The organism is Arthrobacter bambusae (genome assembly GCF_030812595.1).
GTDB lineage: Bacteria > Actinomycetota > Actinomycetes > Actinomycetales > Micrococcaceae > Arthrobacter > Arthrobacter bambusae_B.
In genome coordinates this window covers 178,422-200,195 of sequence record NZ_JAUSSZ010000007.1, presented here as the reverse complement: position 1 = coordinate 200,195, position 21,774 = coordinate 178,422, and the positions used below count along the sequence as shown (strand labels likewise).

The following is a 21,774-nucleotide window of genomic DNA, read 5'->3' as shown; positions in this document are numbered from 1 at the left end:
AGCGTGCAGCGGTCACGCTTCGGCACCTCTTGGACCTGGACTTAGACCTGGACCCGTTCCACGTCCGGTTCAAGGTAGATGACCCGGGCAATCGGCACTGCAGTGCGAATCCGGAGTTCGGCGTCGTCGATCGCTTTGGCAATCGCCCGACCGGTATCTGCCGCGCCCACACTGATCTTCGCAGCCACCAGCAGTTCTTCCGGGCCCAAGTGCATGGTCTTGAGGTGGATAATGCGCGTGCCATCGGACTCAATGGCTTCCGTGATGCGCGCATTGTCCTCTTTGGTGGCTGATTCGCCGAGTAGCAGGGACTTGGTTTCCACCGCGAGCACCACGGCGATTCCCACAAGAAGCAATCCGATCATTCCCGTGCCTGCGGCGTCCCACAAACCGTTGCCCGTGATGAGGGTCAGGCTCACGCCGAAGAGCGCAAAGGCCAGGCCCAGGAGGGCTCCGAAGTCCTCGAGAAGGATCACAGGCAACTCCGGTTGCTTGGCGTTGCGGATGAACCTGATCCAGCCCTGGTTTCCGCGCAGCGGATTGGACTCGTGGATCGCGGTCCGGAACGAAAACGATTCCGCCACAATGGCGCCGAGCAACACGGCCAGCGGTACCCACCAGAAGGCGCCTTCAATCGCGTGGGGGTGCTGGAACTTCTGCCAGGATTCGTACAGCGCGAAAAGGCCGCCGACGCTGAACAGCACGATCGAGACGATGAAAGCGTAGATGTATCGCTCACGTCCATAGCCAAACGGGTGCTCGGGGCTTGCTGTGCGCTGCGCCCGCTTCCCGCCAACCAGCAGGAGCAATTGGTTGCCGGAGTCGGCTACGGAGTGGATCGCCTCGGCCAACATGGACGACGACGTCGTCAGCACGAAGGCAATGAACTTGAGTGCTGCAATCGACAAGTTGGCAGCCAGTGCCGCCACGATCGCCTTGGTACCGCCATTTGCAGCCACGAAAGCTCCACTTCTTCTTTTGGGGGATGTGAGTGAGTTGGCAGGGACGGACCGCGGGGTCGCGTCCCTGCAAGCAATACCGTACCTATAGCGGAATTGTCAGGAAGCGCGCTGGGAGCGTGCGCTGGCGTAAAGGCAGACTGTGGCGGCTGTCCCAAGGTTCAAGCTTTCCGCCGAGCCGTAAACGGGCACTGCGACACGATGGTCCGCAAGGGCCAGCTCGAAGTCGGAAAGTCCTTGCGCCTCGTTACCGAACAGCCAAACCGTCGGCGCTTCGAGGGCGTAGGCGGAAGGCGCTGCCGATCCACCCAGGCGGCGTGCCGCGTTCTCGTCCTGGAGTTTGTCCAAATTGAGGGTGCCGTAACCGTCCGCGGCGAGGATCCCGATGCCGCGCTCCTTGCAGAGGGCCACGAGCTCTTCAACGTCCGCGCCCAGGACAACGGGCAGGTGGAAGAGCGAACCTGCCGTGGACCGCACCGCCTTCGGGTTGTAAATATCGACGCTGGAGGCCGTCAACACCACCGCGTCCGCTCCGGCCGCATCAGCTGCACGAAGCACTGTTCCAGCGTTGCCGGGGTCCCGTACCTGGCACATGACGGCGATCAGCCGCGGCCCGGCGTCGAGCACTGATTCAAGGCTCACGTCCACAAAACTGCAGACGGCCACAATGCCCTGGGGATTGACGGTGTCAGCCATGGCGGAGAGGACATCGTCATTCGCGAGCCGCAAGGCAACGCCGTCGGCGAGATCGGCCAGTTCAGGGAGCCGGTCCAGGCAGCTTTCGCTCGCGAAGACTTCGTGCACGACGCCGGACTCCCCCGCGGCGGTCCGCTCCCGGTGCAGGACCAGCGCCTCGCGAACAGCCTGGGGGCCTTCCGCGAGGAAGCGGCCACGCTTTAAACGGGCCGGGCGCCCTGCAAGCTTCGCGACATCCCTGACCCGATCGGCTCGGGGGTTGGACATCGGAAGTTCTTGCGGGCGCCCGGTTTCGTTCATATACAGAACTTTAGTGGCAGTTGCCACCGTCCCATGAACTGAGGCTACGTGCTACTCAGCAGCTTCAGCGGCCGGCTTCTTCGCAGCCTTGGCCTTGGGTGCCTTGGCAGCGGGCGCTTCCTCGGAAACGGAGGCCTTCACACCGGAAGCAGTCTTCGCTGCCGGAGCAGCCTTGGCGGCAGCCTTCGGAGCAGCCTCGGCCTTGGCAGCCGGGGCGGAGGTGTCTGCAGGAAGGGAATCCTTGGCGACCTTGACCAGCGCGGCGAAAGCGTTGGCGTCGGAAACGGCCAGCTCTGCCAGCATGCGGCGGTCAACCTCGACCTCAGCGGCCTTCAGGCCCTGGATCAGGCGGTTGTAGGTCAGGCCGTTGGCGCGGGATGCAGCGTTGATGCGCTGGATCCAGAGGCGACGGAAGTCGCCCTTCTTCTTGCGGCGGTCGCCGTAGCTGTACACAAACGAGTGCAGCAGCTGCTCTTTTGCCTTGCGGTACAGGCGAGACCGCTGACCGCGGTAACCCTTGGCCCGTTCAAGGACAACCCGACGCTTCTTGTGGGCATTTACCGCCCGCTTCACACGTGCCACGTGCGTACTCCTTCAAAATTCTTATCCCAAGCTGCTACTGCCGGGAATCCGGCCCGCCTGAGAAGGCTTTGGTGTAGTCGGCGGCTACCGGATGGCAGCAACCAGAAAACTTGGAACTTAGACGCCGAGCATCTTCTTGATGACCTTGGCATCGCCCTTGAAGACGATCCTGTCGCCGGCAAGGCGACGGGTCAGGGTGGAGGACTTGTGCTCCAGGTAGTGGCGACGGTTGGCCTGCTGACGCTTCAGCTTGCCGGTACCGGTCAGCTTGAAGCGCTTCTTAGCACCACTGTGGGTCTTCATCTTCGGCATGGGAACCGATCTCCTTACGTATCCGCAGACTGGGTCTGCAGTTCTTTCGTGCAACCACCCCTTAGGGGGCGGCTGCTGCTTTCGTGCCGGGCGGAGGGAGTGCCTCCTGCGGCGTGACTAGTTGGTCTTGCGCGCCGCTGGCTTCGGAGCGGCCTTGGGGGCTGCCGGTCGAGCTGCAGGCTTCGGAGCCGCGGGCTTCGCCATCGGTTTCGGTACTGGTGTAGCAGCAGGCTTGGGGGCGGCCGGAACCGCAGGCTTCGGAGCTGCCTGCTCGGGAGCCTTTGCCGGTGCCGGCTGAGCGGTCTTGGCCGGTGCTGGTGCCTTTGCCTGCGTCGGTGCGGTAACCGGAGCTTCAACCACAGGAGCCTTTTCGGCTGCTGCAGTCTCTTCAACCACAGGAGCCTCTTCGACAAGCGATTCCTCAGCAACCGGAGCCTCTTCGACAACCGTTTCCTCAGCAGCCTCCGCCTCAACGGCATCCGGCGCGGTTCCCGCAGCCTGGGTTTCCCCGGACTGAGTCAAGAGTTCCGCCGGGAGCAAGTCCGCGAGTGACTGGGTCAAGGGAGCATCCTCGCCTGACGTGTCAATCCGGCCTGCCGCCTTGGCTTCATTCTGGGCTTTGGCTTCAGCACGCTGCGCCGCGCGGCGGGCCTCGGCCTTGGCCTCAGCCTTGTTCTTCAGCGGGCCGATCACCATGACCATGTTGCGGCCGTCGATGCGCGGGCTGGACTCAATCACGCCAACCTCGGCAACGTCCTCGGCGAATCGCTGCAACAGGCGGATGCCCATTTCAGGGCGCTGCTGCTCACGTCCGCGGAACTGGATCATGGCCTTTACCTTGTCACCGGCACCCAGGAAGCGAAGCGCGTGGCCGCGCTTGGTCTCGTAGTCGTGGGTATCGATCTTCAGGCGGAAGCGGATTTCCTTCAGAACCGTGTTGGTTTGGTTCTTGCGGGCCTCACGGGCTTTGACAGCGGCTTCGTACTTGTACTTGCCGAAGTCCATCAGCTTGCACACCGGAGGCTTCGCCTGCGGTGCAACTTCAACGAGATCCAGGTCAGCCTCGGCGGCCAGACGCAGGGCGTCCTCTATACGGACGATTCCAACCTGTTCGCCGGCAGGGCCGACCAAACGCACCTCGGGGACGCGGATACGCTCATTGATTCTTGGCTCGCTAATGTCAAAGCTCCTGTTGTTGTGATGAGTATTCCACCGGCAAATAGAGAAGGCCCCCAATTGCTGGCGCAATCGAAGGCCTCGACGATCGGATAAGGCCCCTCAATGGGAGCCTTCGCACCATCCAAGGCTGACCTTGAACGGCGTCCGACCAGGTACCCGGCAACTTACATCCCCGAAGGGAAACGGCTGACGCGGGTGGGAGAGAACTCCGCTTGCAAACTGAAAATCAATTCTACAGAAATCGGGCACCAACCGCACATTAACGATGGGTGTCCGAGTGCTGCGCGTGCCACGGAAAATGGCAACTTTCAGTCGGTCTGTGACAAGCTTACCAGCATGAGCACTTCAGACAGCAATTCCCTCGACCACGAGCCCACCGGTACCGACGCCGGAGTAGGCCAGCAGATCCGCGACATTTCGGAAGTACCGGCTGTTGAGGTCATCACCACAGGCGCCGTTCACCTCATGAGCGCAGCGGCCGTCAAGGTCGGCTTGGCCGACGACCCCGAGGCGGAAGAGCTCAAGGACCTCGACGAAGCCCGCAAACTGATCACCGCCCTGGCCGGCCTGGTCACCGCGGCAGCACCGGAAATCGGTTCGCAGCACGCCGGCCCCTTGCGCGACGGCCTCCGTTCCCTTCAGCTTGCATTCCGCGAGGCATCCCTGATCCCGGACGAGCCGGGCAAGGGCCCGGGCGAAAAGTTCACCGGCCCGGTCAACTGACCCGGAGCCACCTGTTGGACCCGCGACGGCGGGCTGGCCTCTTTGGCCGGCCCGCCGTCGTCGTATCCTGGCGGTTTACGCCCGACTCAGTTGACGGCATCCCCCGCTCCGGCCTGCGTGATGGTCATGATCCGGCGCCGACGCAACTGGAGGAACAGCCCCGCCAGGCACAGCACCACGCCCGCCGCGCCGATGGCGACGAAGCCGGCCCACGGCCCCACACCGTCGATAAAGAGTCCCGCAACCGGCGAACCGAAGGCGACCCCTGCCGTGAGGGCCGAGCCGTACCAGCCCATTGCCTCGCCCCGCCGTTCCTCATCTACGATGTCGGCGACTTTTTCCGAAGCCGCGGACAACACCGGGGCGCAGAGCAGCCCGGGAAGCAGGGACAACAAAGCAAGGGTCCAGGTATCCCCGGCGAAGCCCATCGGGATGGTCAGGGCCGCCATGCCCAGCAGGAGCAGGATGGGTGAGACGGGGCGGTGCATGGCGCCGTAGATGAGTCCGCCGACCACCGAAGAGGCGCACCAGAAGAAGAAAACGATTCCGATCTCGCTCTCGTGGCCGCCTCGCTGCAACACCGCGACGATTCCGACGTCGGTGCCGCTCAGGACCATGCCGGATCCTGCGGCGACGGCGAACACGGCGGCTACCGCCGCAGTGAACCACGTGAAGTTCCTGGCCATTTTTCCGCGGATCCCGGAAGCCTGCGAAACCGTCGGAGCCATCTCTGAAGCGGCTTCCTGGAGATGGGCCGGCGCCGAGGCCACCACCGCGGCTTCGGCAGCATGTAGCTCATCGGCATCCCGGTCAGCCGTCTGGCCGGCATCCAGGGCGCCCTCGCTACGGGTGGGCGGGTTGAACCATAGCAGGATAAGCCCGGCGGCCGAGGTGCACACTCCCACGATGGTCAGGCCCAGCACCGTGAAGCCACTGGTCGCGACGACCGCGCCGACTGCGGGCCCGATCATGAAGACCACTTCGGTGCCAATCGAGTCCAGGGCATAGGCCGAACGCCGTTGTTCGCCATCGACCAGGACGCCGAGGGACTGCCGGATGACGCTGAAGATCGGTAGCGTCAACAGGCCCCCGACGAACACGAGTGGAATGATCCATTCGTAGCTGACATGAGGCACCACGGACCAAATCACCAGTTCGGACACCACCGAAGGAATGAGGGCCTTGCGCAGGCCGACAGTGTCCACGCGCCGCCCTCGCCACGGAGCGCCTATCGCGATGCCGATGGTGAATACCGCGGCGGCCGCGCCGGCGGCGGCGTATCCCTTGCCCAGGGTCAGCACGATATGCAAGGTGAGCAGTACTCCCGCTGCAGAGTGCGGTATGCGGGCCACCATGCCCACCAGCAAGAGCCGCCGCACGGACGTGATGGACAACATCTCCCGGTAGAGAGAGAAATTCACGAGCTACATCCCCTGTTCTGCCGAGGGCAGGACAAGGAGGTTCCCCCATGCCTTCGGCTACTGTGCCGCCCGCTGCAGGCTGACCTCGATCGAGTCAACCCGCTCGGCGAACAATTCGTTCTGCGCCCAACGTCCGTTCAGCCCGGAGACGAGATCCTGCACCGCGGCGGCGTCCAGGCCATCTTCGAGGTACAGCACCACGCGCAATTCGGGCCCGGGTCCCCCGCCGGCCATCGCCGATCCGTCAGCCGTGCGTGAGGCCATCCCGGATCCTGGCCGCATCTCCAGGCGTCGCACCGCCGGGTACGTCCCTGCCACGGAATTGAGAGCAGCCTCCAGTTCACCATCAAGGTACGACGGCGTCCAGTCCCGCTGTTGCGCCAAGGACCACATGGCGGGCCGGCGCACCACGAAGGTGACATCCGAACCGGGGTCCACCACGAGGAGCTGGGCTCCTTCCGACACGGCAGACAGCGCCGCCCGTGCCGCATATACCGCGACCGGGCGCGCCTGCGGATGCCAGGCTTCGAGGGCGGCAGCCGAGGTGAACACGGGCATGGCCGTGCGGCCATCGGGTGCTTTCAGCGTCACGAGCGCCATATCGGCCTGCTTGTCGGCATGGAGACCATCCACGCCCTCTGCTTCCTCAGCGAGCTGGGCCACCACCGGGACAAAGACCCGGGCCGTTGCCAGCGAAGCCACCACGCCCGCCTCGTTGCCGCTACCTGCGAGCAGGGCCGCGACGGCGGCGAGGTACCCGGCGTCGGCCGTTCCGTCGTCGTCCTCGAAATTATGGATCTTGGGGGCATCTGCGCCCAGGTCGCGCCCCGCCCAGGGCTGGCCGGCAGAATCGCCCGCTCCCCCGGCACCCGCCAGTGCCGCGGCGATGTGCCCGGGCAACTGCCGGGTCGCCGGAGTTGAAGCCTTATCAGCGGCCGGGACCTGTGGATCCTGCGACATCAGCGGCGTCCGGCGACGTCCAGGGCTTCCGGAAGCGTGAAGGCACCGGCGTACAGGGCCTTGCCGACGATCGCTCCCTCGACCCCGAGGGGCACGAGCTCCCGCAGGACGCGCAGGTCTTCGAGGCTGGAGATGCCACCCGAAGCGACCACGGGTTTGCCGGTCCTTTCGACCATCTCGCGCAAGAGCTCAACGTTGGGACCCTGCAGGGTTCCATCCTTCGTGACGTCGGTGACCACGTAACGGGCGCAGCCGGCGTCTTCAAGGCGGGCCAGAACTTCCCAGAGGTCCCCGCCTTCCTTGGTCCAGCCGCGGCCCGCGAGCGTCGTTCCGCGGACGTCCAGCCCGACGGCGATCTTGTCACCAAAGCGCTCAATGGCCCGGCGGGTCCATTCCGGGTTCTCCAGCGCGGCGGTTCCGAGGTTCACCCGGGCGACGCCCAGCTCGAGCGCGCGCTCGAGGGATTCGTCGTCGCGCAGTCCGCCGGACAGCTCCACTTTGACGTCCAGCTGCGAGACGACCTCGCTGATAAGGCCGGCGTTACTGCCACGGCCGAAAGCGGCGTCCAGATCCACCATGTGTACCCACTCGGCTCCGGCGTTCTGCCAATTCAGGGCTGCCTCCAGCGGCGTGCCATAGCTGGTCTCGGAGCCCGCTTCTCCCTGCAGGAGGCGGACGGCCTGGCCGTCCACGATGTCGACGGCGGGCAGCAGTTCCAGAACGGGCAATTCGGAGGCGGTGGTCATTGGAGTCCTTGGGGTTGTGCGGACGGGCGTCAGTTGCCCGGAAAGTTATTTGGCGGGCTTGATCATTTGGCGGGCAGCGTCATTTGGCGGGCAGCGTGAAGAGGTAGGCCGCCAGCAGCGCCAAGGCGGCAAGCACGTAGAACGAAATGGAGACCCAGGCGGGGCGTTTCTGCTGGTGGAAGGAGATTCCGCCACCGACGAGCAGCCCGGCCGCGCCCATGAGGATCACGGACCACATATCAGGCAGCGCCTCCGGCTTCGGTTGCCGGCAATTGGGGCTGGGCCTGCGGACGCAGGCCGTCAACCCAGTTGCGCAGGAGCCGGGCCCCCGCGTCGCCCGACTTCTCGGGGTGGAATTGCGTGGCGCACAACGGACCGTTTTCCACTGCTGCGATGAACGGCGCGCCGTGCTCGGACCAGGTCACCTTCGGCGGGGCCATACGGGGCTGGGCGACGTCGAATTCCCACTTCTGCACGCCGTACGAGTGCACGAAATAGAAGCGTTCGTGCTCGACGCCGGCGAACAGCTTCGAGCCTTCGGGCACGTCCACGGTGTTCCAGCCCATGTGCGGGACAACGGGCGCAGGGAGGAGTTCCACCTTGCCAGGCCACTCGCCCATGCCTTCGGCCTCGGTTCCGTGTTCCACTCCGGCCTCGAACAACACTTGGAGTCCGACGCAGATACCCAGGACGGGCCGGCCTCCGGCCACGCGACGGCCGATCATCCGGATGGCGTCGACTGCTTTGAGTTCGCGCATCACCGTTTCGAAGGCGCCGACGCCGGGGACCAAGAGCCCATCAGCGTTCAGGACATCTTCGGGTTGGGCGCTCAACGTGACTGCCGCTCCGGCCCGCTCAAGCGCCCGGACCGCCGAGCGGACATTGCCCGAGCCGTAGTCAAGGACCGTTACGGTCGGTTTTCCATCGGGAGAGACAACGCGGCCGGCAGCCTTCGGATCGACGACAGCGCCATCCTTCAGGATGTGCGTACTCACAAGGCACCCTTCGTGGACGGAATGCCTTCCACGCGGGGGTCGGACTCAACGGCGGAGCGGAGCGCACGGGCGAAGGCCTTGAACTGGGCCTCCACGATGTGGTGCGGATCGCGGCCGGCGAGGACATTCATGTGAAGGCAGATACCGGCGTGCAAGGTGATGGCCTCAAAGACGTGGCGGGTCAGCGACCCGGTGAAGTGTCCGCCGATCAGGTGGTATTCCTGGCCTGCGGGCTCACCGCCGTGAACAAGGTAAGGGCGGCCGGAGACGTCGACGACGGCGTGGGCCAACGCTTCATCCAGCGGCACCGTGGCCTCGCCGAAGCGACGGATGCCCGCCTTGTTACCCAAGGCAGTCCGCAGGACTTCACCGAAGGTGATGGCAACGTCCTCCACGGTGTGGTGGGCGTCGATGTGCGTGTCTCCGCTCGCCTTGACTGTCATGTCGATGAGCGAATGCTTGCAGAGCGCCGTCAGCATGTGGTCATAGAACGGCACCGAGGTGCTGATATCCGAGATTCCCGTGCCGTCGAGGTTGATTTCAACCAGGACGGAAGACTCGCTGGTGGTGCGTTCCATGCGTGCTGTCCGGGCGGCCGCCGTGCTGGCGCCGTTTTCGCTCATTGATGATCCTTAGGAGGAAGGAGTGGTGGGACTTATCCAAGTCTAGGCCGGTGCGGAGACCTGTCCGTCCAGCAAGGCTTCAAGCGCCTCAAGGAAGGCTGTGGTCTCCGGTTCCGTACCGGCCGTCACTCGAAGATGGCCCGGTATGCCGACGTCGCGGATCAGGACCCCGCGCTCGAGGAGACCCTGCCACAAGGCATGGGGGTTTTCGATTCCGCCGAAAAACACATAGTTGGAATCGGAGGCGGCCGGCCTAAAGCCCATGCGGGTCAATTCGCTGACAATGCGATCGCGTTGAATCTTGATGTCTTCCACGTCGGCCATCAGGGCTTCGCGGTGCCGGAGCGCAGCCAGCGCGGTGGCCTGGGTGATGGCCGAGAGGTGGTACGGAAGGCGGACCAAGCGGATCGCATCGGCGACCTCGGGGGCAGCTGCCATGTAGCCGATGCGTGCACCGGCCAGGGCGAAGGCCTTGCTCATGGTCCGCGAGACGATAAGGCGCTCCCGGCCTGGGAGGAGCGTCAACGCACTTGGGGTGTTGTCGTGGGCGAACTCGTGATAAGCCTCGTCCACGATCACTACGGTCTGGCTCGGCTCGCCGGCCTCGTAAACTGCCTCGACAACGTCAAGGCCAAGTCCCGTGCCGGTGGGGTTGTTCGGGGAGCAGAGGAACACGACGTTCGGCTTGAGTTCGCGAACCTGGGCGGCTGCGGAGGCTGCATCGAGTCCATAGTCTTCAGCGCGAACTCCGACGACGTATTCAGTGTCGGTTCCGCTGGCCAGGAGAGGGTACATCGAGTACGTGGGCGGGAAACCGAGCGCGGTGCGGCCGGGGCCACCAAAAACCTGGAGGATCTGCTGCAGCACTTCATTGGAGCCGTTGGCTGCCCAGATGTTCTCCGCGGCAAGGCCGTGGCCGAGGTATTCCGCAAGGGCCTCGCGCAGTTCGGTGAACTCGCGGTCCGGGTAGCGGTTCAGTCCAGTGGCTGCGGCCGCCACCGCTTCGGTGATCGCGGCCTGTACATCCGCCGGCACGCCATGTGTGTTTTCGTTGACGTTGAGCAGAATCGGAACATCAAGCTGCGGCGCGCCGTACGGGCTCAGGCCGCGGAGGTTGGTCCGGAGGGGAAGTCGGTCAAGTCGCTCAAGCTGGTCACTCACCATGACAGTTTAAGGTGCCGCAGCGGATGCCCCTAAACTGTGACGGTCCTACGGCCGTTCGGAGCCCCGTCAGTGCGGTCAAGATTGCCCTTAAGCGGCAGGAACGAACAATTGCTGGCCCGGCACGATGCGGCCGTCCTGGAGGTTGTTCAGCTGGATGATCTCGGCAACGACGTCGCGCGGATCCCGTGAAGGTACAACCATTCCCGCAATCCCCCACAAGGACTGGCCGCTCTGAACCGTGACGCTCGTGCTGGTGGTCGGCTGCAGCTCAGCGGTGGAATCAGCGGCCTTGGCCGGCGAATTCAGGAATCCTGCCAAACTGAGCAGGGCCGCGACCAGGAGCATTGCCGGGAGGCCGAAGAAGACCATCCGGCCCCGGCGGGTCAGGCGAAGCCCTCCCGGTGCCGCACCGTGGCCGGACGTGTGGGTGATGGTTATTGCGGACATGAGCTGAGCCCTTCTGAACGATGCCACGCTCCGGAATCCCTGGGTGCGGCTGCCAATTCTTGCCTACAGTCAGTGCTTGCAGGACGGCCATTCGTTGATCCGTTCGAACGAATCAAGCAACGACCCGGAGCCTGGATCACTTTTATAGAACACATATTCGAACCTTGCTATGACATTTTTAGCACTTATCAACGAACGATGTCGAGACTCGCTAGAACAAATGTTTGAAAAACGCCTGCGCCTGCCCTACGTTTGACTGAAGGAACCAGCACTGAATCAGTGCAACAGGAGGGTCTGACATTTCAGGCCGACAGTCCCGGCAAGCGCCCCCGGCGCCGCACGGGCGCAACGGAAGGGCGTTGGCGAACATGGCAGCGAAAGCCACTGGCAGCGGGTCGACCCCAGCGCGGAGCCCGCAGCCGCAGAAGGCCCCCAAGAGCCTGACCGTCCGCCAAAAGAAAATCCTGGAAACCATCCAGCGTTCGGTGAACGACCACGGCTATCCGCCCTCAATGCGTGAAATCGGGGACACCGTGGGCCTGGCCAGCTTGTCCAGTGTCACCCACCAGCTCTCACAGCTTGAGAAGCTCGGCTATCTGCGCCGCGATCCCAAGCGCCCGCGCGCGATGGAAGTCCTCATGCCATTGACTTTGGACGGTGGCTCGGTCATACCGGGTGTGGAATCACCGGCGAAGCTGCGCAGCGCGGGCGGCCTGGCTGTCACGGAGCTCGCGAGTGCCAGCGACACGGCCATGGTTCCCCTCGTGGGCCGCATTGCCGCCGGTGGACCCATCCTCGCAGACCAGACCGTTGAAGATGTCCTGCCGCTGCCCCGCCAATTGGTGGGCCATGGCGAGCTCTTCATGCTGAAGGTCGCCGGGGATTCCATGATCGACGCCGCTATCTGCGATGGAGACTGGGTGGTTGTACGTCGTCAAAACGACGCACTCAACGGCGACATCGTGGCAGCCCTCCTGGATGACGAAGCGACCGTCAAGACGTTCCGGCAGCGCGACGGCCACACATGGCTGCTCCCCCAAAACACGCAGTACGAGCCCATCCTCGGCGACCATGCCACCATCATGGGCAAGGTCGTCTCGGTATTGCGCTCACTCTAGGACGCGCTCACTCGAGCGCGCCCGCCTTCAAGCCTTGACTGACTCGGCGTAAAGGCGTTCGAGCGCACCGTGCACCACGGAACGGTCCGTGGTGGGCCAGAACGGCGGCAGGGCTGCCCGGAGGAAGTTGCCGTAGCGTTCCGTCGAAAGCCTTGAATCCAGTACCGCCACAACGCCCTTGTCTCCCGTTGACCGGATAAGCCGGCCGGCTCCCTGGGCCAGCCGGATGGCAGCATGTGTCGCCGAAACCGCCATGAATCCGTTTCCTCCGGCCTGCGCGACCGCGCGGGACCGTGCCGTCATCAAGGGATCATCCGGACGGGGGAACGGGATGCGGTCAATCACCACCAGCCGGCATGAACCGCCTGGAACGTCAACGCCCTGCCAGAGGGACATGGTGCCGAACAGGCAAGTGTCCTGCTCCTCGGCAAACTGCCTGACCAACGCGGCCATGGTCGATTCGCCTTGGCACAGGATGTCCACGTCCAAGCGAGACCGCATCGCGTCCGCGGCGTCCTCCGCGGCACGTCGGGAAGAAAACAGGCACAAGGCCCCGCCGTGGGAGGCCTTGATGAGCTCCTCAAGTTCATCAAGCGCTTCGGGCGAGGTGCCACGCCCCGGCTTGGGCAGGTGCCTGGCGACGTACAGCATGCCCTGCTTCGGATAGTCGAAGGGAGAGCCCACATCCACGCCGGTCCAGCTGGGGGCGCCCTGACCAGTCAGCCCTAGTCCGCCGGCCGTGGCCTCGAATGCGGAGCCGATGGCCAAGGTGGCAGAGGTCAAAACCACGGTGTGGCCCGCGAAGAGCCCTTCGCGCAGGCGTCCGGCAACACTGAGCGGCGCGATGTTGATGAGCGCGGGTGAATCCTCGTCCGGCGCCGTGTAGCCCTGTTGCGGATCAAAGGTACTGTTCCTCGAAAGCCACACGACTTCCCGGTTTTCACGGGCTGCGAGCAGCCGTTCGCACAGCTCGAGGATCAACATCAGCCGCGAGCGCGCCAACTGGCGTCCGCCGTCGACCGCGTTGGACGAATCCCCTTTCGAATCGGAAAGCGCCGCACGGCAGGCTTCCCGGAGCTGGTCCACGCAATCGAGTTGTTCATCGTTGAGCCCGTTAGGCAGGAGGCCGGACGGCGCACCGATGATCGCGAGTTCCAAACGGTCCGCCGCGGCGTTCAAGGCGTCCACCGTGATGGCCGTGTGCTTCCGCGCGCTGGAGGCAGCGGCGTGGATCATTGCCACGGACAGCTGCCCGGACACGGCTCCGGTAACACGGTCCTGGAGCTCGTGTGCCTCGTCCACCACCACCACGTCGTACTCCGGCAGCACGGCCAGGCCTTCGAAGGCGCTGACTGCGAGCATCGCGTGATTGGTGACCACGACGTCGGACTCAGCGGCGCGGTGGCGGGCCAGCTCACTGAAGCATTCCTCCGCCATAGGACACTTCTGCGCCCCGAGGCATTCCATCGACGTCACCGATACCTGGCGCCAGGCCCGGTCGGTTACGCCCGGCATGAGTTCGTCCCGGTCCCCCGTGGTGGTCTTCCCGGCCCACTCACGAAGCCGCAGGACTTCCTTGCCAAGCTGCGATGCCGGCCCGCCGATCGCTGCGGCGAGATGTGGAACGCTGGTGTCCTCGCCGAGGGAGAACAACTGACCCTCAGCGGGTTCCTCGCTGGGGAAACCGCCCTCCAGCTTGTGCAGGCACACATAGTTGGCCCTGCCCTTGACCAGCGCGATGCTGACGGGGCGTTCCAACTCCGGATTGATCGCCTCCAGCAGCCTCGGCAAATCCCGGCCCACGATCTGGGTCTGCAGGGCGAGCGTGGCCGTGGACACGAGCGTGGGCTTATTGCTCTCCATCGCGTGCGCAATAAGCGGAATCAAGTACGCAAGGGACTTGCCCGTGCCTGTACCGGCCTGCACCAGCAAGTGTTCACCGGTCTCGATCGCCCGGGCCACTTGCCTGGCCATCTCATGCTGGCCGACACGGTTCTGGCCGCCCATGCCCGCAACGGCGGTATCCAGAAGTTTCAGGGCGGTCCGTTCCCCCGCGCTTTCGCCGCGCTCCCCCGCCTCTGGATCAACCATTGCTGACGAACGACTCCAACTCGGCTGCCAGGTTCTCGTGGACCATGGCCACCACGCGCGTGCCTTCTTCCTCATGCTCAAGGCTGAGGATTTCGGCCTCGGTGTTGTGCAGTTTGTTGATAAGTTCGCCGCGGTTGTAGGGAATAAGGACCTCAACGCGCACGCCGGGGCGCGGAATGGCCTCGCTGATGGCTCCAAGGAGTTCGGCGATGCCTTGCCCCGTGCGGGTGGACACCACCACGTGGCGCGGCTCTTTTTGCTTGAGCCGCTCAATGACGAACGGATCCGCGGCATCGGCCTTGTTCAGCACGATGATTTCCGGGATCTTCCGGGCATCCACTTCGCTGAAAACCTGGCGGACGGCCGCGATCTGGCCTTCCGGATCCGGGTGCGAAACGTCCACCACATGCAGGATCAGATCGGCGTCGGCCACCTCTTCCAAGGTGGAGCGGAATGCCTCCACGAGCTGGGTGGGCAGCGAACGGACGAACCCGACCGTGTCCGAGAGCGTGTAGCCGATTCCGTCAGGGGTCTGGGCCTTGCGGACCGTGGGGTCCAGGGTGGCGAACAACGCGTTCTCCACGAGGACACCGGCATCCGTCAGGCGGTTGAGCAGTGACGACTTTCCGGCGTTCGTGTAACCGGCGATGGCGACCGAAGGAACAGCATTACGACGGCGGTTTGCCCGCTTCGTCTCGCGTGATGGCTTCATCGCGGCGATTTCGCGCCGCAGCTTTGCCATGCGCGTGCGGATTCGACGGCGGTCCAGTTCAATCTTGGTTTCACCAGGACCGCGTGAACCCATGCCGGCGCCGGCGCCACCCACCTGGCCACCGGCCTGGCGGGACATGGAATCGCCCCAACCACGCAGGCGCGGCAACAGGTATTCCAACTGCGCAAGCTCCACCTGGGCCTTGCCTTCGCGGCTCTTGGCATGCTGGGCGAAGATGTCAAGGATCAACGTGGTTCGGTCCACCACTTTTACCTTGACGATGTCCTCCAGTCCACGGCGTTGGGACGGTGCCAGTTCGGCGTCGACCACCACGGTGTCCGCGCCCGTGGACATCACGATGTCCTTGAGCTCCATGGCCTTGCCTGAGCCAAGGAACGTGCCGGGGTCCGGTTTCATGCGGCGCTGGACGATCCCGTCCAGGACTTCCGAGCCGGCCGTTTCGGCCAGGGCGGCAAGTTCCCGCAGGGAATTCTCGGCGTCGGCCAACGTTCCTTCGGTCCAGAGGCCGGCCAGCACGACGCGCTCAAGGCGCAGCTGCCGGTATTCGACCTCGGTGACATCTTCAAGTTCGGTGGACAGGCCGACTGTGCGGCGCAGGGCCCGGCGTTCGGCCAGATCCTCTTGATCACCGTCGTAGATGCTGTGTTCGTCGTCCAGGCGGGAAATTGCCTGGGCCTTGCCCAACACGCCCCGGGGTTCGTCGCGGTCCTGGACTGTGGCAGGTGCGTCCTTGGAGAGAATCCGGTCGATGACAGCCTGGATTTCTTCAGGACTCATGTCCTGGGCGTCGGAATCGGGTCCGGTGTTCTTCTGCGTGGTCATGGTCTCCTTTAGGGGTTCGGCACTTCCAGAATAGTGCCGATTCGTCTCTTGTGGCGCGAAATTCGCGCTGGGCTGACGCCTGGCAAGGCTCTCCCGACGGTCTGGGACCTCCCTACGGAACCGCTGCGCGGATTGCGTGCACTGATCCGAGGACGGGAGGGGGACGATCTGCGGAGTGTCCAGGCGTCGGGAAGCAACGACTGGAACGGACATGCCAAGGCGGAAAGGCGCTGCGAACGATGCAGGCCTGCGTCGCGGGCGGTGCCGGCTACTTAAGAATGGCCGGCTAATCAAAAATGGCTGTCTACTCAGATCAAGAACATGCGGACAAGGCTATCAGACCCGTCAAGCCCGGATTGAGCCTGCATGGAACAGACTGCGGTTTCCTTTGCCCGCTGCTGGCCACTAATCTGGCAAGCTATGGAGTCTGCTCACTATTTCAGCGCACAGCCCGCGGGGCCGTTCACCCGCAAGCCCCTCACGGTGGAACTGGCCGGCGCGACCCGCCGGCTCCAGACATCCGGCGGCATCTTCAGCCCCGACGGGATCGACAAGGGAACAGCGATCCTGCTCGCCGAGGTTCCGCCGCCGGCCCCGCAGGGAAATCTCTTGGACATCGGCTGCGGCTGGGGTCCCATTGCGTTGACGATGGGGCTCATGGCTCCGCACGCCCGCGTCCACGCAGTTGATGTCAACGAGCGATGTGTCACCTTGACCAACGAGAATGCCGCCCTGCTGGAGCTCGGGAACGTCACCGCGAGCCTACCCGACGACGTCGACCCCGACATGACTTTCGACACTATTTGGTCAAACCCGCCCATCCGCATCGGCAAGGACGAGCTCCACAACCTGCTGCTGAAGTGGCTGCCGCGGCTCGCTCCGGGTGGAAACGCCTGGCTGGTGGTACAGAAGAACCTCGGAGCCGATTCGCTTCAGCGCTGGCTGGCCGATACCCTCGACGGTTCCTTCTCGGTATCCCGTGAAAGCACGTCGAAGTCCTTCCGCATCCTGCGGATCAGGAAAGCGTCCCGCTAGCGACAATCACGGCGGGGCCGCTGAGCTCCACGTGTTCACGGCCGCTTTCCCCGGGGAAGAACCGCACGCCGACGACGCCGCCGGGCACCTTGACGCGCCACGTGTCGGGAGCGCCTTCCCCGGCCCAATGGCGGATGGCGACGGCGGCCGCGCAAGCACCGGTACCGCACGATTGGGTCTCACCGACGCCGCGTTCGTGGACACGCATGGTGATGTTGCCTGTGCCGTCGTGAACGAGGGGCTCTGCGGGAACGACGAATTCGACGTTGGTGCCGTTGGCCGGCTTGGGATCGACGACAGGCGCCTTGAAGAGCTGCGTGGACTTGAGCTCTGAAAGTTCGGCCAATGCCACTACGGTGTGCGGGTTGCCCATGCTGATGGAAAGGGCAGGACGGGCGACTTCCAGTCCATCGGCGCTGACGAGGGAGTCCATGGCCTTGCTGGTGGCGTCTTTGGGGAAAATGAATTCCCACGGTCCCATGTCCACCGCGTAGCCGTCGGAAGTCCGGACAATCTTCTTGATGCCGCCGCGCGTCCCGATGGTCAGGGATTCGCCGGCGTCGAGCGTGACAAGGCCCTGCTCGATCAGGAACTGGACGAAGACCCGGACGCCGTTGCCGCACATCTCGGACAGCGAACCGTCGCCGTTGCGGTAGTCCATGAACCATTCGGCATCGGAGTCCGCTTCGAGAAGCTGAAGTCCTTCAGGCAGGAACCTCGAAGGGACGGCTCGGATGAGCCCGTCCCCGCCGATGCCCAAGTGGCGGTCACACAGCGCCGCGACCTGCGCAGGAGAGATCTGGTGCGCGTCTTCGGGGTCCGCGATGAGGACGAAGTCGTTGCCCGTACCGTGCCCTTTGGAGAAGGCCAGCCCGTGAAGGCCGGAGGCGGGCACGGCACCGCCGGCAGCTGTAGGCTGCGGGGCGGAAAATGCAAGCGTTTCGTCCATGGCTCAAGGCTACCTGCACAAGGGGTTGCGCCTAAATCACCGACGCCGGGCTCGCGCAGATTTCTGCCGCTTTGGCCACCAGATCCGGGTCTTGCCAGTCCAGCCAGTGGATCCGGGGGTCGGCCCGGAACCAGGTGAGCTGGCGCCGCGCGAATTGCCGCGTGGCCACGATCGTTTCTTCGGCTGCGGCGGCCTGGTCGGATTCGCCGTCGAGGACCCTGAGGAATTGTGCATATCCCAGCGCCCGCGATGCGGTCTTGCCTTGCCGAAGCCCGACGGCGTCGAGCCGCGCAACCTCTTCAAGGAGGCCGGCGTCGACCATCCGGTGGACCCGCCCGGCCAAACGCTCGCGCAGTACTCCCCGATCGACGTCGAGCCCTATCTGCACCGCCGGCTGGAAGTACTCGCGCTTGGGCATGAAGGAACTGAACGGGCGCCCGGTGAGCTCGAAGACTTCCAGCGCGCGGATGACGCGACGGGCGTCACCGAGCCTCCCCGCGGAAACGGGGTCGATGCGTTGCAGGCGTTCCTGAAGGAAGGGAAGGCCGGAAGTTTCGTGCTCCTGCTCCAGCCGTTGCCGCAAGCCGGGATCGGTACCCGGGAACTCCAGGACATCCAACGCTGCCCGGACGTAGAGGCCGGAGCCACCTGCCAGGATGGCCCGCTTGCCGCGACTATGGATATCCCGGACGGCGGCCCGGCATTCGGCCTGGAAAGCGGAGACGCTGGCTTCCTGGGTGACATCCATTGTGTCCAGCAAGTGGTGGGGCACTCCCCTGCGTTCGGCGACGCTGATCTTGGCCGTGCCGATGTCCATGCCGCGGTAGAACTGCATGGCGTCGGCGTTGATGACCTCCCCTCCCAGCGCGAGGGCAAGGTGGACGGCGAGGTCGGACTTACCGGAACCGGTAGGGCCGACGACGGCGATCACGGGCGGATTCGGATCAGCTGGTCCGGCCGGAACTGCTGTCATGTCGGGCTAGCCGCGTCGTGCGGGGAGCGACGGCATGCCGAGGGAGACGCCCTTTGACCCTGAAGACCCGACGCCGGATGCGGCGCCTGCGGAATTTGGGGCCGGAGCGCCGCAGGAGTCGGCCTGCGAGCGATCCCAGGCGTCGCCGGCACGGGAGCGCCTCAGGCTGTAGTCCGCCGTTGTCGCGGGGTCGGAGACGAGGTGGAAGGCAGCTGCCTCGGTGATCGTCACGGTGACGAAGTCGCCTGGCCGTGGAGCCTCTGCCCCTTCGGGCACGGAGAAGTGGACCAGCCTCTGGTCCTGGGAGCGGCCGGAAAGGCGGTGCGTTTCCCCGGCCTTGCGCCCGGACTGTGCCGTGACGAGGAGTTCAACCCGGCGGCCGAGCTGCTTCGCGTTCTCCTCGGCCGCGATGCGGTCCTGGAGGGCAGTCAACCGCTCGTAGCGTTCCTGGACAACGGCTTTGGGCAACTGCTCCGGGAGATCCGCGGCCGGCGTGCCCGGGCGCTTGGAGTACTGGAACGTGAAGGCCGAGGCGAAGCGGGACTTCTCTACGACGTCGAGCGTGGCTTGGAAGTCCTCTTCCGTCTCGCCGGGGAAGCCCACGATGATATCGGTGGTGATGGCGGCGTGCGGAATCTTGTCGCGGACCTTGTCCAGGATCCCCAGGAACCTGGTGGAGCGGTACGAGCGGCGCATGTCCTTGAGTACCTTGTCCGAGCCGGACTGCAGGGGCATGTGCAGCTGCGGCATGACGTTGGCGGTCTCGGCCATCGCGTCGATGACGTCGTCGGTGAAGGCAGCCGGGTGCGGGCTCGTGAAGCGGACACGCTCGAGACCCTCGATCTCACCGCAGGCGCGCAGCAGTTTGGAGAAAGCCAGGCGGTCGCCGAATTCAACGCCGTAGGAATTCACGTTCTGGCCGAGCAGCGTGACCTCGACGGCGCCGTCGTCCACCAATGCCTGGATTTCGGCCAGGATCTCGCCCGGACGGCGGTCCTTCTCCTTCCCTCGGAGCGACGGCACGATGCAGAAAGTGCAGGTGTTGTTACAGCCGACGGAGATGGAAACCCAGCCCGAGTACACAGAGTCACGCTTGGTGGGCAGGGTCGAAGGGAAGACGTCCAGCGACTCCAGGATTTCGAGCTGCGCCTCGTTGTTGTGGCGTGCCCTGTCCAGGAGGGCCGGCAGCGCCCCCACATTGTGGGTGCCGAACACTGCATCAACCCACGGAGCCTTGCGCACGATGGTTTCGCGGTCCTTCTGCGCCAAGCATCCGCCCACGGCGATCTGCATGCCCGGATGGGCGGCCTTGACCTGCTTGAGCTCTCCCAGGTTTCCGTAAAGCTTGTTGTCGGCGTTCTCACGGACGGCGCAGGTATTGAAGACCACGACGTCGGCCACGCCGGCGTCGACGGGCACGTATCCTGCATCCTCCAGGAGTCCTGCCATGCGCTCGGAGTCGTGGACGTTCATTTGGCAACCGAAGGTGCGGACCTGGTAGGTGCGCTTGGCGCCGGGGCCGGTTGCGGGCTCATCGAGAGGGGCCGGAACGGGCTGCTGAACGGGTGCTGGTGCTGGTGCTGCGGAAGGGGAACTCACCAATCTAGGGTAGCCCCTCGGACTAGTACCAGTTGAAGCCCATCTCATGTTGCCAGGCGTTGCAGGGAGAACCGTAACGGTCGCGGATGTAGCCGAGGCCCCAATCGATCTGGGTCCGGTAGTTGCTGAGCCAGTCGCTGCCGGCCGAATAGTACTTGTCCGGCGGCAGCGCCTGCGCAACGCCGTAGGCACCGCTGCTCGGATTCGTGGCGTCCGTCATCCAGCTTGATTCCTGGGTCCACAGCAGGGACAAACACTGCATTTGGTCCTGGCCCCAGCCATAGGCGCCGAGCCGGGAAGAAGCATATTGCCGTGCACCTGCAGGGTCGTCGACCACGTTGGCTCCGCCACCGCCGCCTCCCCCGGCTATGATGCCTCCGCCGCCGGAGCTGCCGCTGCTGCTTGCGCCTCCCCCGCTGCCGACCGGCTGTTGTTGCGCCTGCAGAGCCCGCTGGTTGGCTGCCGCTTGGGCGTCGGCTTCCGCTTGGCGCTCCGCCGCTTCCCTCTTGGCTTCCTGGGCAGCCTGGTAGGCGGCAAGCGCCGCTTGCCCTTCTTGGTATTTCTGCGCGACCGCGGCAGAAGTGGAGGTCAGGGAGGCGAGCTGGGCGACCATGGTCTTTCGCTGTCCATCCGTGGCTGCCACGCTGTCTTCGGCGGCGCGCCTGGCCGACTCTGCGGCCTGGGCTTTTGCCGCGGCGTCACTGTCCAGCTGGGCCAGCACATCGCGGGCAGCTTGTTCCTGGGCAGTGGCAGCGGCGGATGCCTGGGAGGCGCTCAGGGCATCAGCGTGCAGTTTCGCCGTACGATCCAGGACCCTGTTCAGCAAGGCGAAACTTTGAATGTTGTCCGGTGCGATGGCGGCATTCGCAACCGACCATGGTCCGGGATCGAAGCCGCCGGATTCGTATGCCTTGACGACCAAGGAGGATGTGGCCTTCTTCAACGAGTCCGCTTTTGCCTTGGCCTGTTGGGAAGCCTCAGCCAGTTTCTGGGTCACTGCCTGCTGATCCTGGAGGGCGTCATGTGCCTTCGCGTACTCGGTTCCGGCTTTGATGGCTGCCGCGCCAAGCTCCCCGGATTTCTGCTGGAGGCTAGCCAACAACTGGTTGATCCGGTCTACTTCGGCGCTTGCGGCTGCTTCATTTCCTTGGGCCTGTTGCACCTCTGCCCAACTGGGATACCCCGACGGCGGGCCATCATCCGCGGAAGCCGGGCCGGCCTGGAGTAGCGACGCGGCAAGCAAGGGCACAATGATTGCCGATAGCGACAACGGATTCATTGGACCTGACCTGCTTTCCGACTCGGAACACTAGTCCAGAACCATAGCCGACGACCCTCAAGAACCGC

The 21,774-nt window shown here is 64.6% G+C and carries 22 protein-coding genes; 3 read left to right on the top strand and 19 right to left on the bottom strand.

All coding sequences use genetic code 11. The features are described from left to right. Positions 1-41: 41 nt before the first annotated feature. The 5 genes from J2S96_RS11680 to infC all read right to left on the bottom strand — a co-directional run bounded on the left by J2S96_RS11680 (position 42) and on the right by infC (position 3,986). Positions 42-959, bottom strand: coding sequence for a cation diffusion facilitator family transporter (locus tag J2S96_RS11680; RefSeq protein WP_306863327.1), 918 nt, complete (start codon positions 957-959; stop codon positions 42-44). Between the two features lie 99 nt (positions 960-1,058). Then, a complete protein-coding gene (locus J2S96_RS11675; RefSeq protein WP_306863325.1) occupies positions 1,059-1,955 on the bottom strand; it encodes a TrmH family RNA methyltransferase in 897 nt (298 codons plus the stop codon). 51 nt (positions 1,956-2,006) lie between these two features. Next, the gene (gene rplT, locus J2S96_RS11670) at positions 2,007-2,537 is read right to left on the bottom strand and encodes a 50S ribosomal protein L20 (protein WP_306863323.1); all 531 of its coding nucleotides are present in this window, start codon (positions 2,535-2,537) and stop codon (positions 2,007-2,009) included. A 117-nt stretch (positions 2,538-2,654) separates the two neighbouring features. Beyond that, on the bottom strand, positions 2,655-2,849 hold the full coding sequence (rpmI, locus tag J2S96_RS11665; RefSeq protein WP_028266640.1) for a 50S ribosomal protein L35: 195 nt from the start codon (positions 2,847-2,849) through the stop codon (positions 2,655-2,657). A 117-nt stretch (positions 2,850-2,966) separates the two neighbouring features. Continuing rightward, positions 2,967-3,986 (bottom strand): translation initiation factor IF-3, encoded by a 1,020-nt coding sequence (gene infC / locus J2S96_RS11660; protein ID WP_370873089.1) that lies wholly within the window; start codon positions 3,984-3,986, stop codon positions 2,967-2,969. Positions 3,987-4,364: 378 nt separating this feature from the next. Here infC and J2S96_RS11655 point away from each other — a divergent pair, with 378 nt between their 5' ends. Then, positions 4,365-4,751: a DUF1844 domain-containing protein gene (locus J2S96_RS11655; protein WP_078105657.1), complete on the top strand. Its 387-nt coding sequence runs from the start codon at positions 4,365-4,367 to the stop codon at positions 4,749-4,751. 86 nt (positions 4,752-4,837) lie between these two features. Here J2S96_RS11655 and J2S96_RS11650 read toward each other — a convergent pair whose 3' ends face one another. From J2S96_RS11650 to J2S96_RS11615, 8 genes are all read right to left on the bottom strand, one after another. After that, complete coding sequence (locus tag J2S96_RS11650) at positions 4,838-6,172, bottom strand: MFS transporter (RefSeq protein WP_306863319.1); 1,335 nt, start codon at positions 6,170-6,172, stop codon at positions 4,838-4,840. A gap of 57 nt (positions 6,173-6,229) precedes the next feature. After that, positions 6,230-7,132: an SseB family protein gene (locus J2S96_RS11645; protein WP_306863317.1), complete on the bottom strand. Its 903-nt coding sequence runs from the start codon at positions 7,130-7,132 to the stop codon at positions 6,230-6,232. Further along, complete coding sequence (gene priA, locus J2S96_RS11640; RefSeq protein WP_306863314.1) at positions 7,132-7,878, bottom strand: bifunctional 1-(5-phosphoribosyl)-5-((5-phosphoribosylamino)methylideneamino)imidazole-4-carboxamide isomerase/phosphoribosylanthranilate isomerase PriA; 747 nt, start codon at positions 7,876-7,878, stop codon at positions 7,132-7,134. Before priA ends, J2S96_RS11645 begins: the two co-directional genes overlap by 1 nt. A gap of 79 nt (positions 7,879-7,957) precedes the next feature. Further along, complete coding sequence (locus J2S96_RS11635; protein ID WP_306863311.1) at positions 7,958-8,116, bottom strand: hypothetical protein; 159 nt, start codon at positions 8,114-8,116, stop codon at positions 7,958-7,960. Position 8,117: 1 nt separating this feature from the next. Then, the gene (hisH, locus tag J2S96_RS11630) at positions 8,118-8,873 is read right to left on the bottom strand and encodes an imidazole glycerol phosphate synthase subunit HisH (protein ID WP_306863308.1); all 756 of its coding nucleotides are present in this window, start codon (positions 8,871-8,873) and stop codon (positions 8,118-8,120) included. After that, positions 8,870-9,496, bottom strand: a complete 627-nt coding sequence (gene hisB, locus J2S96_RS11625) for an imidazoleglycerol-phosphate dehydratase HisB (RefSeq protein WP_306863305.1) — start codon at positions 9,494-9,496, stop codon at positions 8,870-8,872. Before hisB ends, hisH begins: the two co-directional genes overlap by 4 nt. A 42-nt stretch (positions 9,497-9,538) precedes the next feature. After that, positions 9,539-10,657, bottom strand: a complete 1,119-nt coding sequence (locus J2S96_RS11620) for a histidinol-phosphate transaminase (protein WP_306863302.1) — start codon at positions 10,655-10,657, stop codon at positions 9,539-9,541. A gap of 90 nt (positions 10,658-10,747) precedes the next feature. Beyond that, complete coding sequence (locus J2S96_RS11615; protein ID WP_306863296.1) at positions 10,748-11,107, bottom strand: LysM peptidoglycan-binding domain-containing protein; 360 nt, start codon at positions 11,105-11,107, stop codon at positions 10,748-10,750. A gap of 368 nt (positions 11,108-11,475) precedes the next feature. Between J2S96_RS11615 and lexA the strand changes: the two genes are divergently transcribed. Next, positions 11,476-12,225: a transcriptional repressor LexA gene (gene lexA, locus J2S96_RS11610; protein WP_306863293.1), complete on the top strand. Its 750-nt coding sequence runs from the start codon at positions 11,476-11,478 to the stop codon at positions 12,223-12,225. Between the two features lie 27 nt (positions 12,226-12,252). Here lexA and J2S96_RS11605 read toward each other — a convergent pair whose 3' ends face one another. Both J2S96_RS11605 and hflX read right to left on the bottom strand, forming a co-directional pair. Then, positions 12,253-14,316 (bottom strand): ATP-dependent DNA helicase, encoded by a 2,064-nt coding sequence (locus J2S96_RS11605; protein ID WP_306863291.1) that lies wholly within the window; start codon positions 14,314-14,316, stop codon positions 12,253-12,255. After that, positions 14,309-15,871: a GTPase HflX gene (gene hflX, locus J2S96_RS11600; protein ID WP_306863288.1), complete on the bottom strand. Its 1,563-nt coding sequence runs from the start codon at positions 15,869-15,871 to the stop codon at positions 14,309-14,311. Before hflX ends, J2S96_RS11605 begins: the two co-directional genes overlap by 8 nt. Before the next feature lie 420 nt (positions 15,872-16,291). Here hflX and J2S96_RS11595 point away from each other — a divergent pair, with 420 nt between their 5' ends. After that, positions 16,292-16,906: a class I SAM-dependent methyltransferase gene (locus J2S96_RS11595; RefSeq protein ID WP_306863285.1), complete on the top strand. Its 615-nt coding sequence runs from the start codon at positions 16,292-16,294 to the stop codon at positions 16,904-16,906. Here the strand turns inward: J2S96_RS11595 and dapF are convergent. Genes dapF through J2S96_RS11575 form a run of 4 tightly spaced genes read right to left on the bottom strand, consistent with a single transcriptional unit; the run spans position 16,887 to position 21,706 of the window. Beyond that, on the bottom strand, positions 16,887-17,855 hold the full coding sequence (gene dapF / locus J2S96_RS11590; RefSeq protein WP_306863282.1) for a diaminopimelate epimerase: 969 nt from the start codon (positions 17,853-17,855) through the stop codon (positions 16,887-16,889). The two genes, J2S96_RS11595 and dapF, sit on opposite strands and share 20 nt — an antisense overlap. A gap of 31 nt (positions 17,856-17,886) precedes the next feature. Continuing rightward, a complete protein-coding gene (gene miaA, locus J2S96_RS11585; RefSeq protein ID WP_306863279.1) occupies positions 17,887-18,828 on the bottom strand; it encodes a tRNA (adenosine(37)-N6)-dimethylallyltransferase MiaA in 942 nt (313 codons plus the stop codon). A gap of 6 nt (positions 18,829-18,834) precedes the next feature. Continuing rightward, positions 18,835-20,475: a tRNA (N6-isopentenyl adenosine(37)-C2)-methylthiotransferase MiaB gene (gene miaB, locus J2S96_RS11580; protein ID WP_370873086.1), complete on the bottom strand. Its 1,641-nt coding sequence runs from the start codon at positions 20,473-20,475 to the stop codon at positions 18,835-18,837. Further along, a complete protein-coding gene (locus J2S96_RS11575) occupies positions 20,450-21,706 on the bottom strand; it encodes a lytic transglycosylase domain-containing protein (RefSeq protein ID WP_306863273.1) in 1,257 nt (418 codons plus the stop codon). Before J2S96_RS11575 ends, miaB begins: the two co-directional genes overlap by 26 nt. Positions 21,707-21,774: the final 68 nt, after the last annotated feature.

What these genes read in the sequence shown, in the direction of transcription:
- miaB (WP_370873086.1), bottom strand. Translation starts at nt 20,475, where the DNA reads ATGAGATGGGCTTCAACTGGTACTAGTCCGAGGGGCTACCCTAGATTG.
- J2S96_RS11655 (WP_078105657.1), top strand. Translation starts at nt 4,365, where the DNA reads ATGAGCACTTCAGACAGCAATTCCCTCGACCACGAGCCCACCGGTACC.
- hisB (WP_306863305.1), bottom strand. Translation starts at nt 9,496, where the DNA reads ATGAGCGAAAACGGCGCCAGCACGGCGGCCGCCCGGACAGCACGCATG.
- J2S96_RS11645 (WP_306863317.1), bottom strand. Translation starts at nt 7,132, where the DNA reads ATGTCGCAGGATCCACAGGTCCCGGCCGCTGATAAGGCTTCAACTCCG.
- J2S96_RS11595 (WP_306863285.1), top strand. Translation starts at nt 16,292, where the DNA reads ATGGAGTCTGCTCACTATTTCAGCGCACAGCCCGCGGGGCCGTTCACC.
- lexA (WP_306863293.1), top strand. Translation starts at nt 11,476, where the DNA reads ATGGCAGCGAAAGCCACTGGCAGCGGGTCGACCCCAGCGCGGAGCCCG.
- J2S96_RS11575 (WP_306863273.1), bottom strand. Translation starts at nt 21,706, where the DNA reads ATGAATCCGTTGTCGCTATCGGCAATCATTGTGCCCTTGCTTGCCGCG.
- J2S96_RS11635 (WP_306863311.1), bottom strand. Translation starts at nt 8,116, where the DNA reads ATGTGGTCCGTGATCCTCATGGGCGCGGCCGGGCTGCTCGTCGGTGGC.
- rpmI (WP_028266640.1), bottom strand. Translation starts at nt 2,849, where the DNA reads ATGCCGAAGATGAAGACCCACAGTGGTGCTAAGAAGCGCTTCAAGCTG.
- J2S96_RS11615 (WP_306863296.1), bottom strand. Translation starts at nt 11,107, where the DNA reads ATGTCCGCAATAACCATCACCCACACGTCCGGCCACGGTGCGGCACCG.
- priA (WP_306863314.1), bottom strand. Translation starts at nt 7,878, where the DNA reads ATGACCACCGCCTCCGAATTGCCCGTTCTGGAACTGCTGCCCGCCGTC.
- J2S96_RS11605 (WP_306863291.1), bottom strand. Translation starts at nt 14,316, where the DNA reads ATGGTTGATCCAGAGGCGGGGGAGCGCGGCGAAAGCGCGGGGGAACGG.
- hflX (WP_306863288.1), bottom strand. Translation starts at nt 15,871, where the DNA reads ATGACCACGCAGAAGAACACCGGACCCGATTCCGACGCCCAGGACATG.
- J2S96_RS11675 (WP_306863325.1), bottom strand. Translation starts at nt 1,955, where the DNA reads ATGAACGAAACCGGGCGCCCGCAAGAACTTCCGATGTCCAACCCCCGA.
- dapF (WP_306863282.1), bottom strand. Translation starts at nt 17,855, where the DNA reads ATGGACGAAACGCTTGCATTTTCCGCCCCGCAGCCTACAGCTGCCGGC.
- miaA (WP_306863279.1), bottom strand. Translation starts at nt 18,828, where the DNA reads ATGACAGCAGTTCCGGCCGGACCAGCTGATCCGAATCCGCCCGTGATC.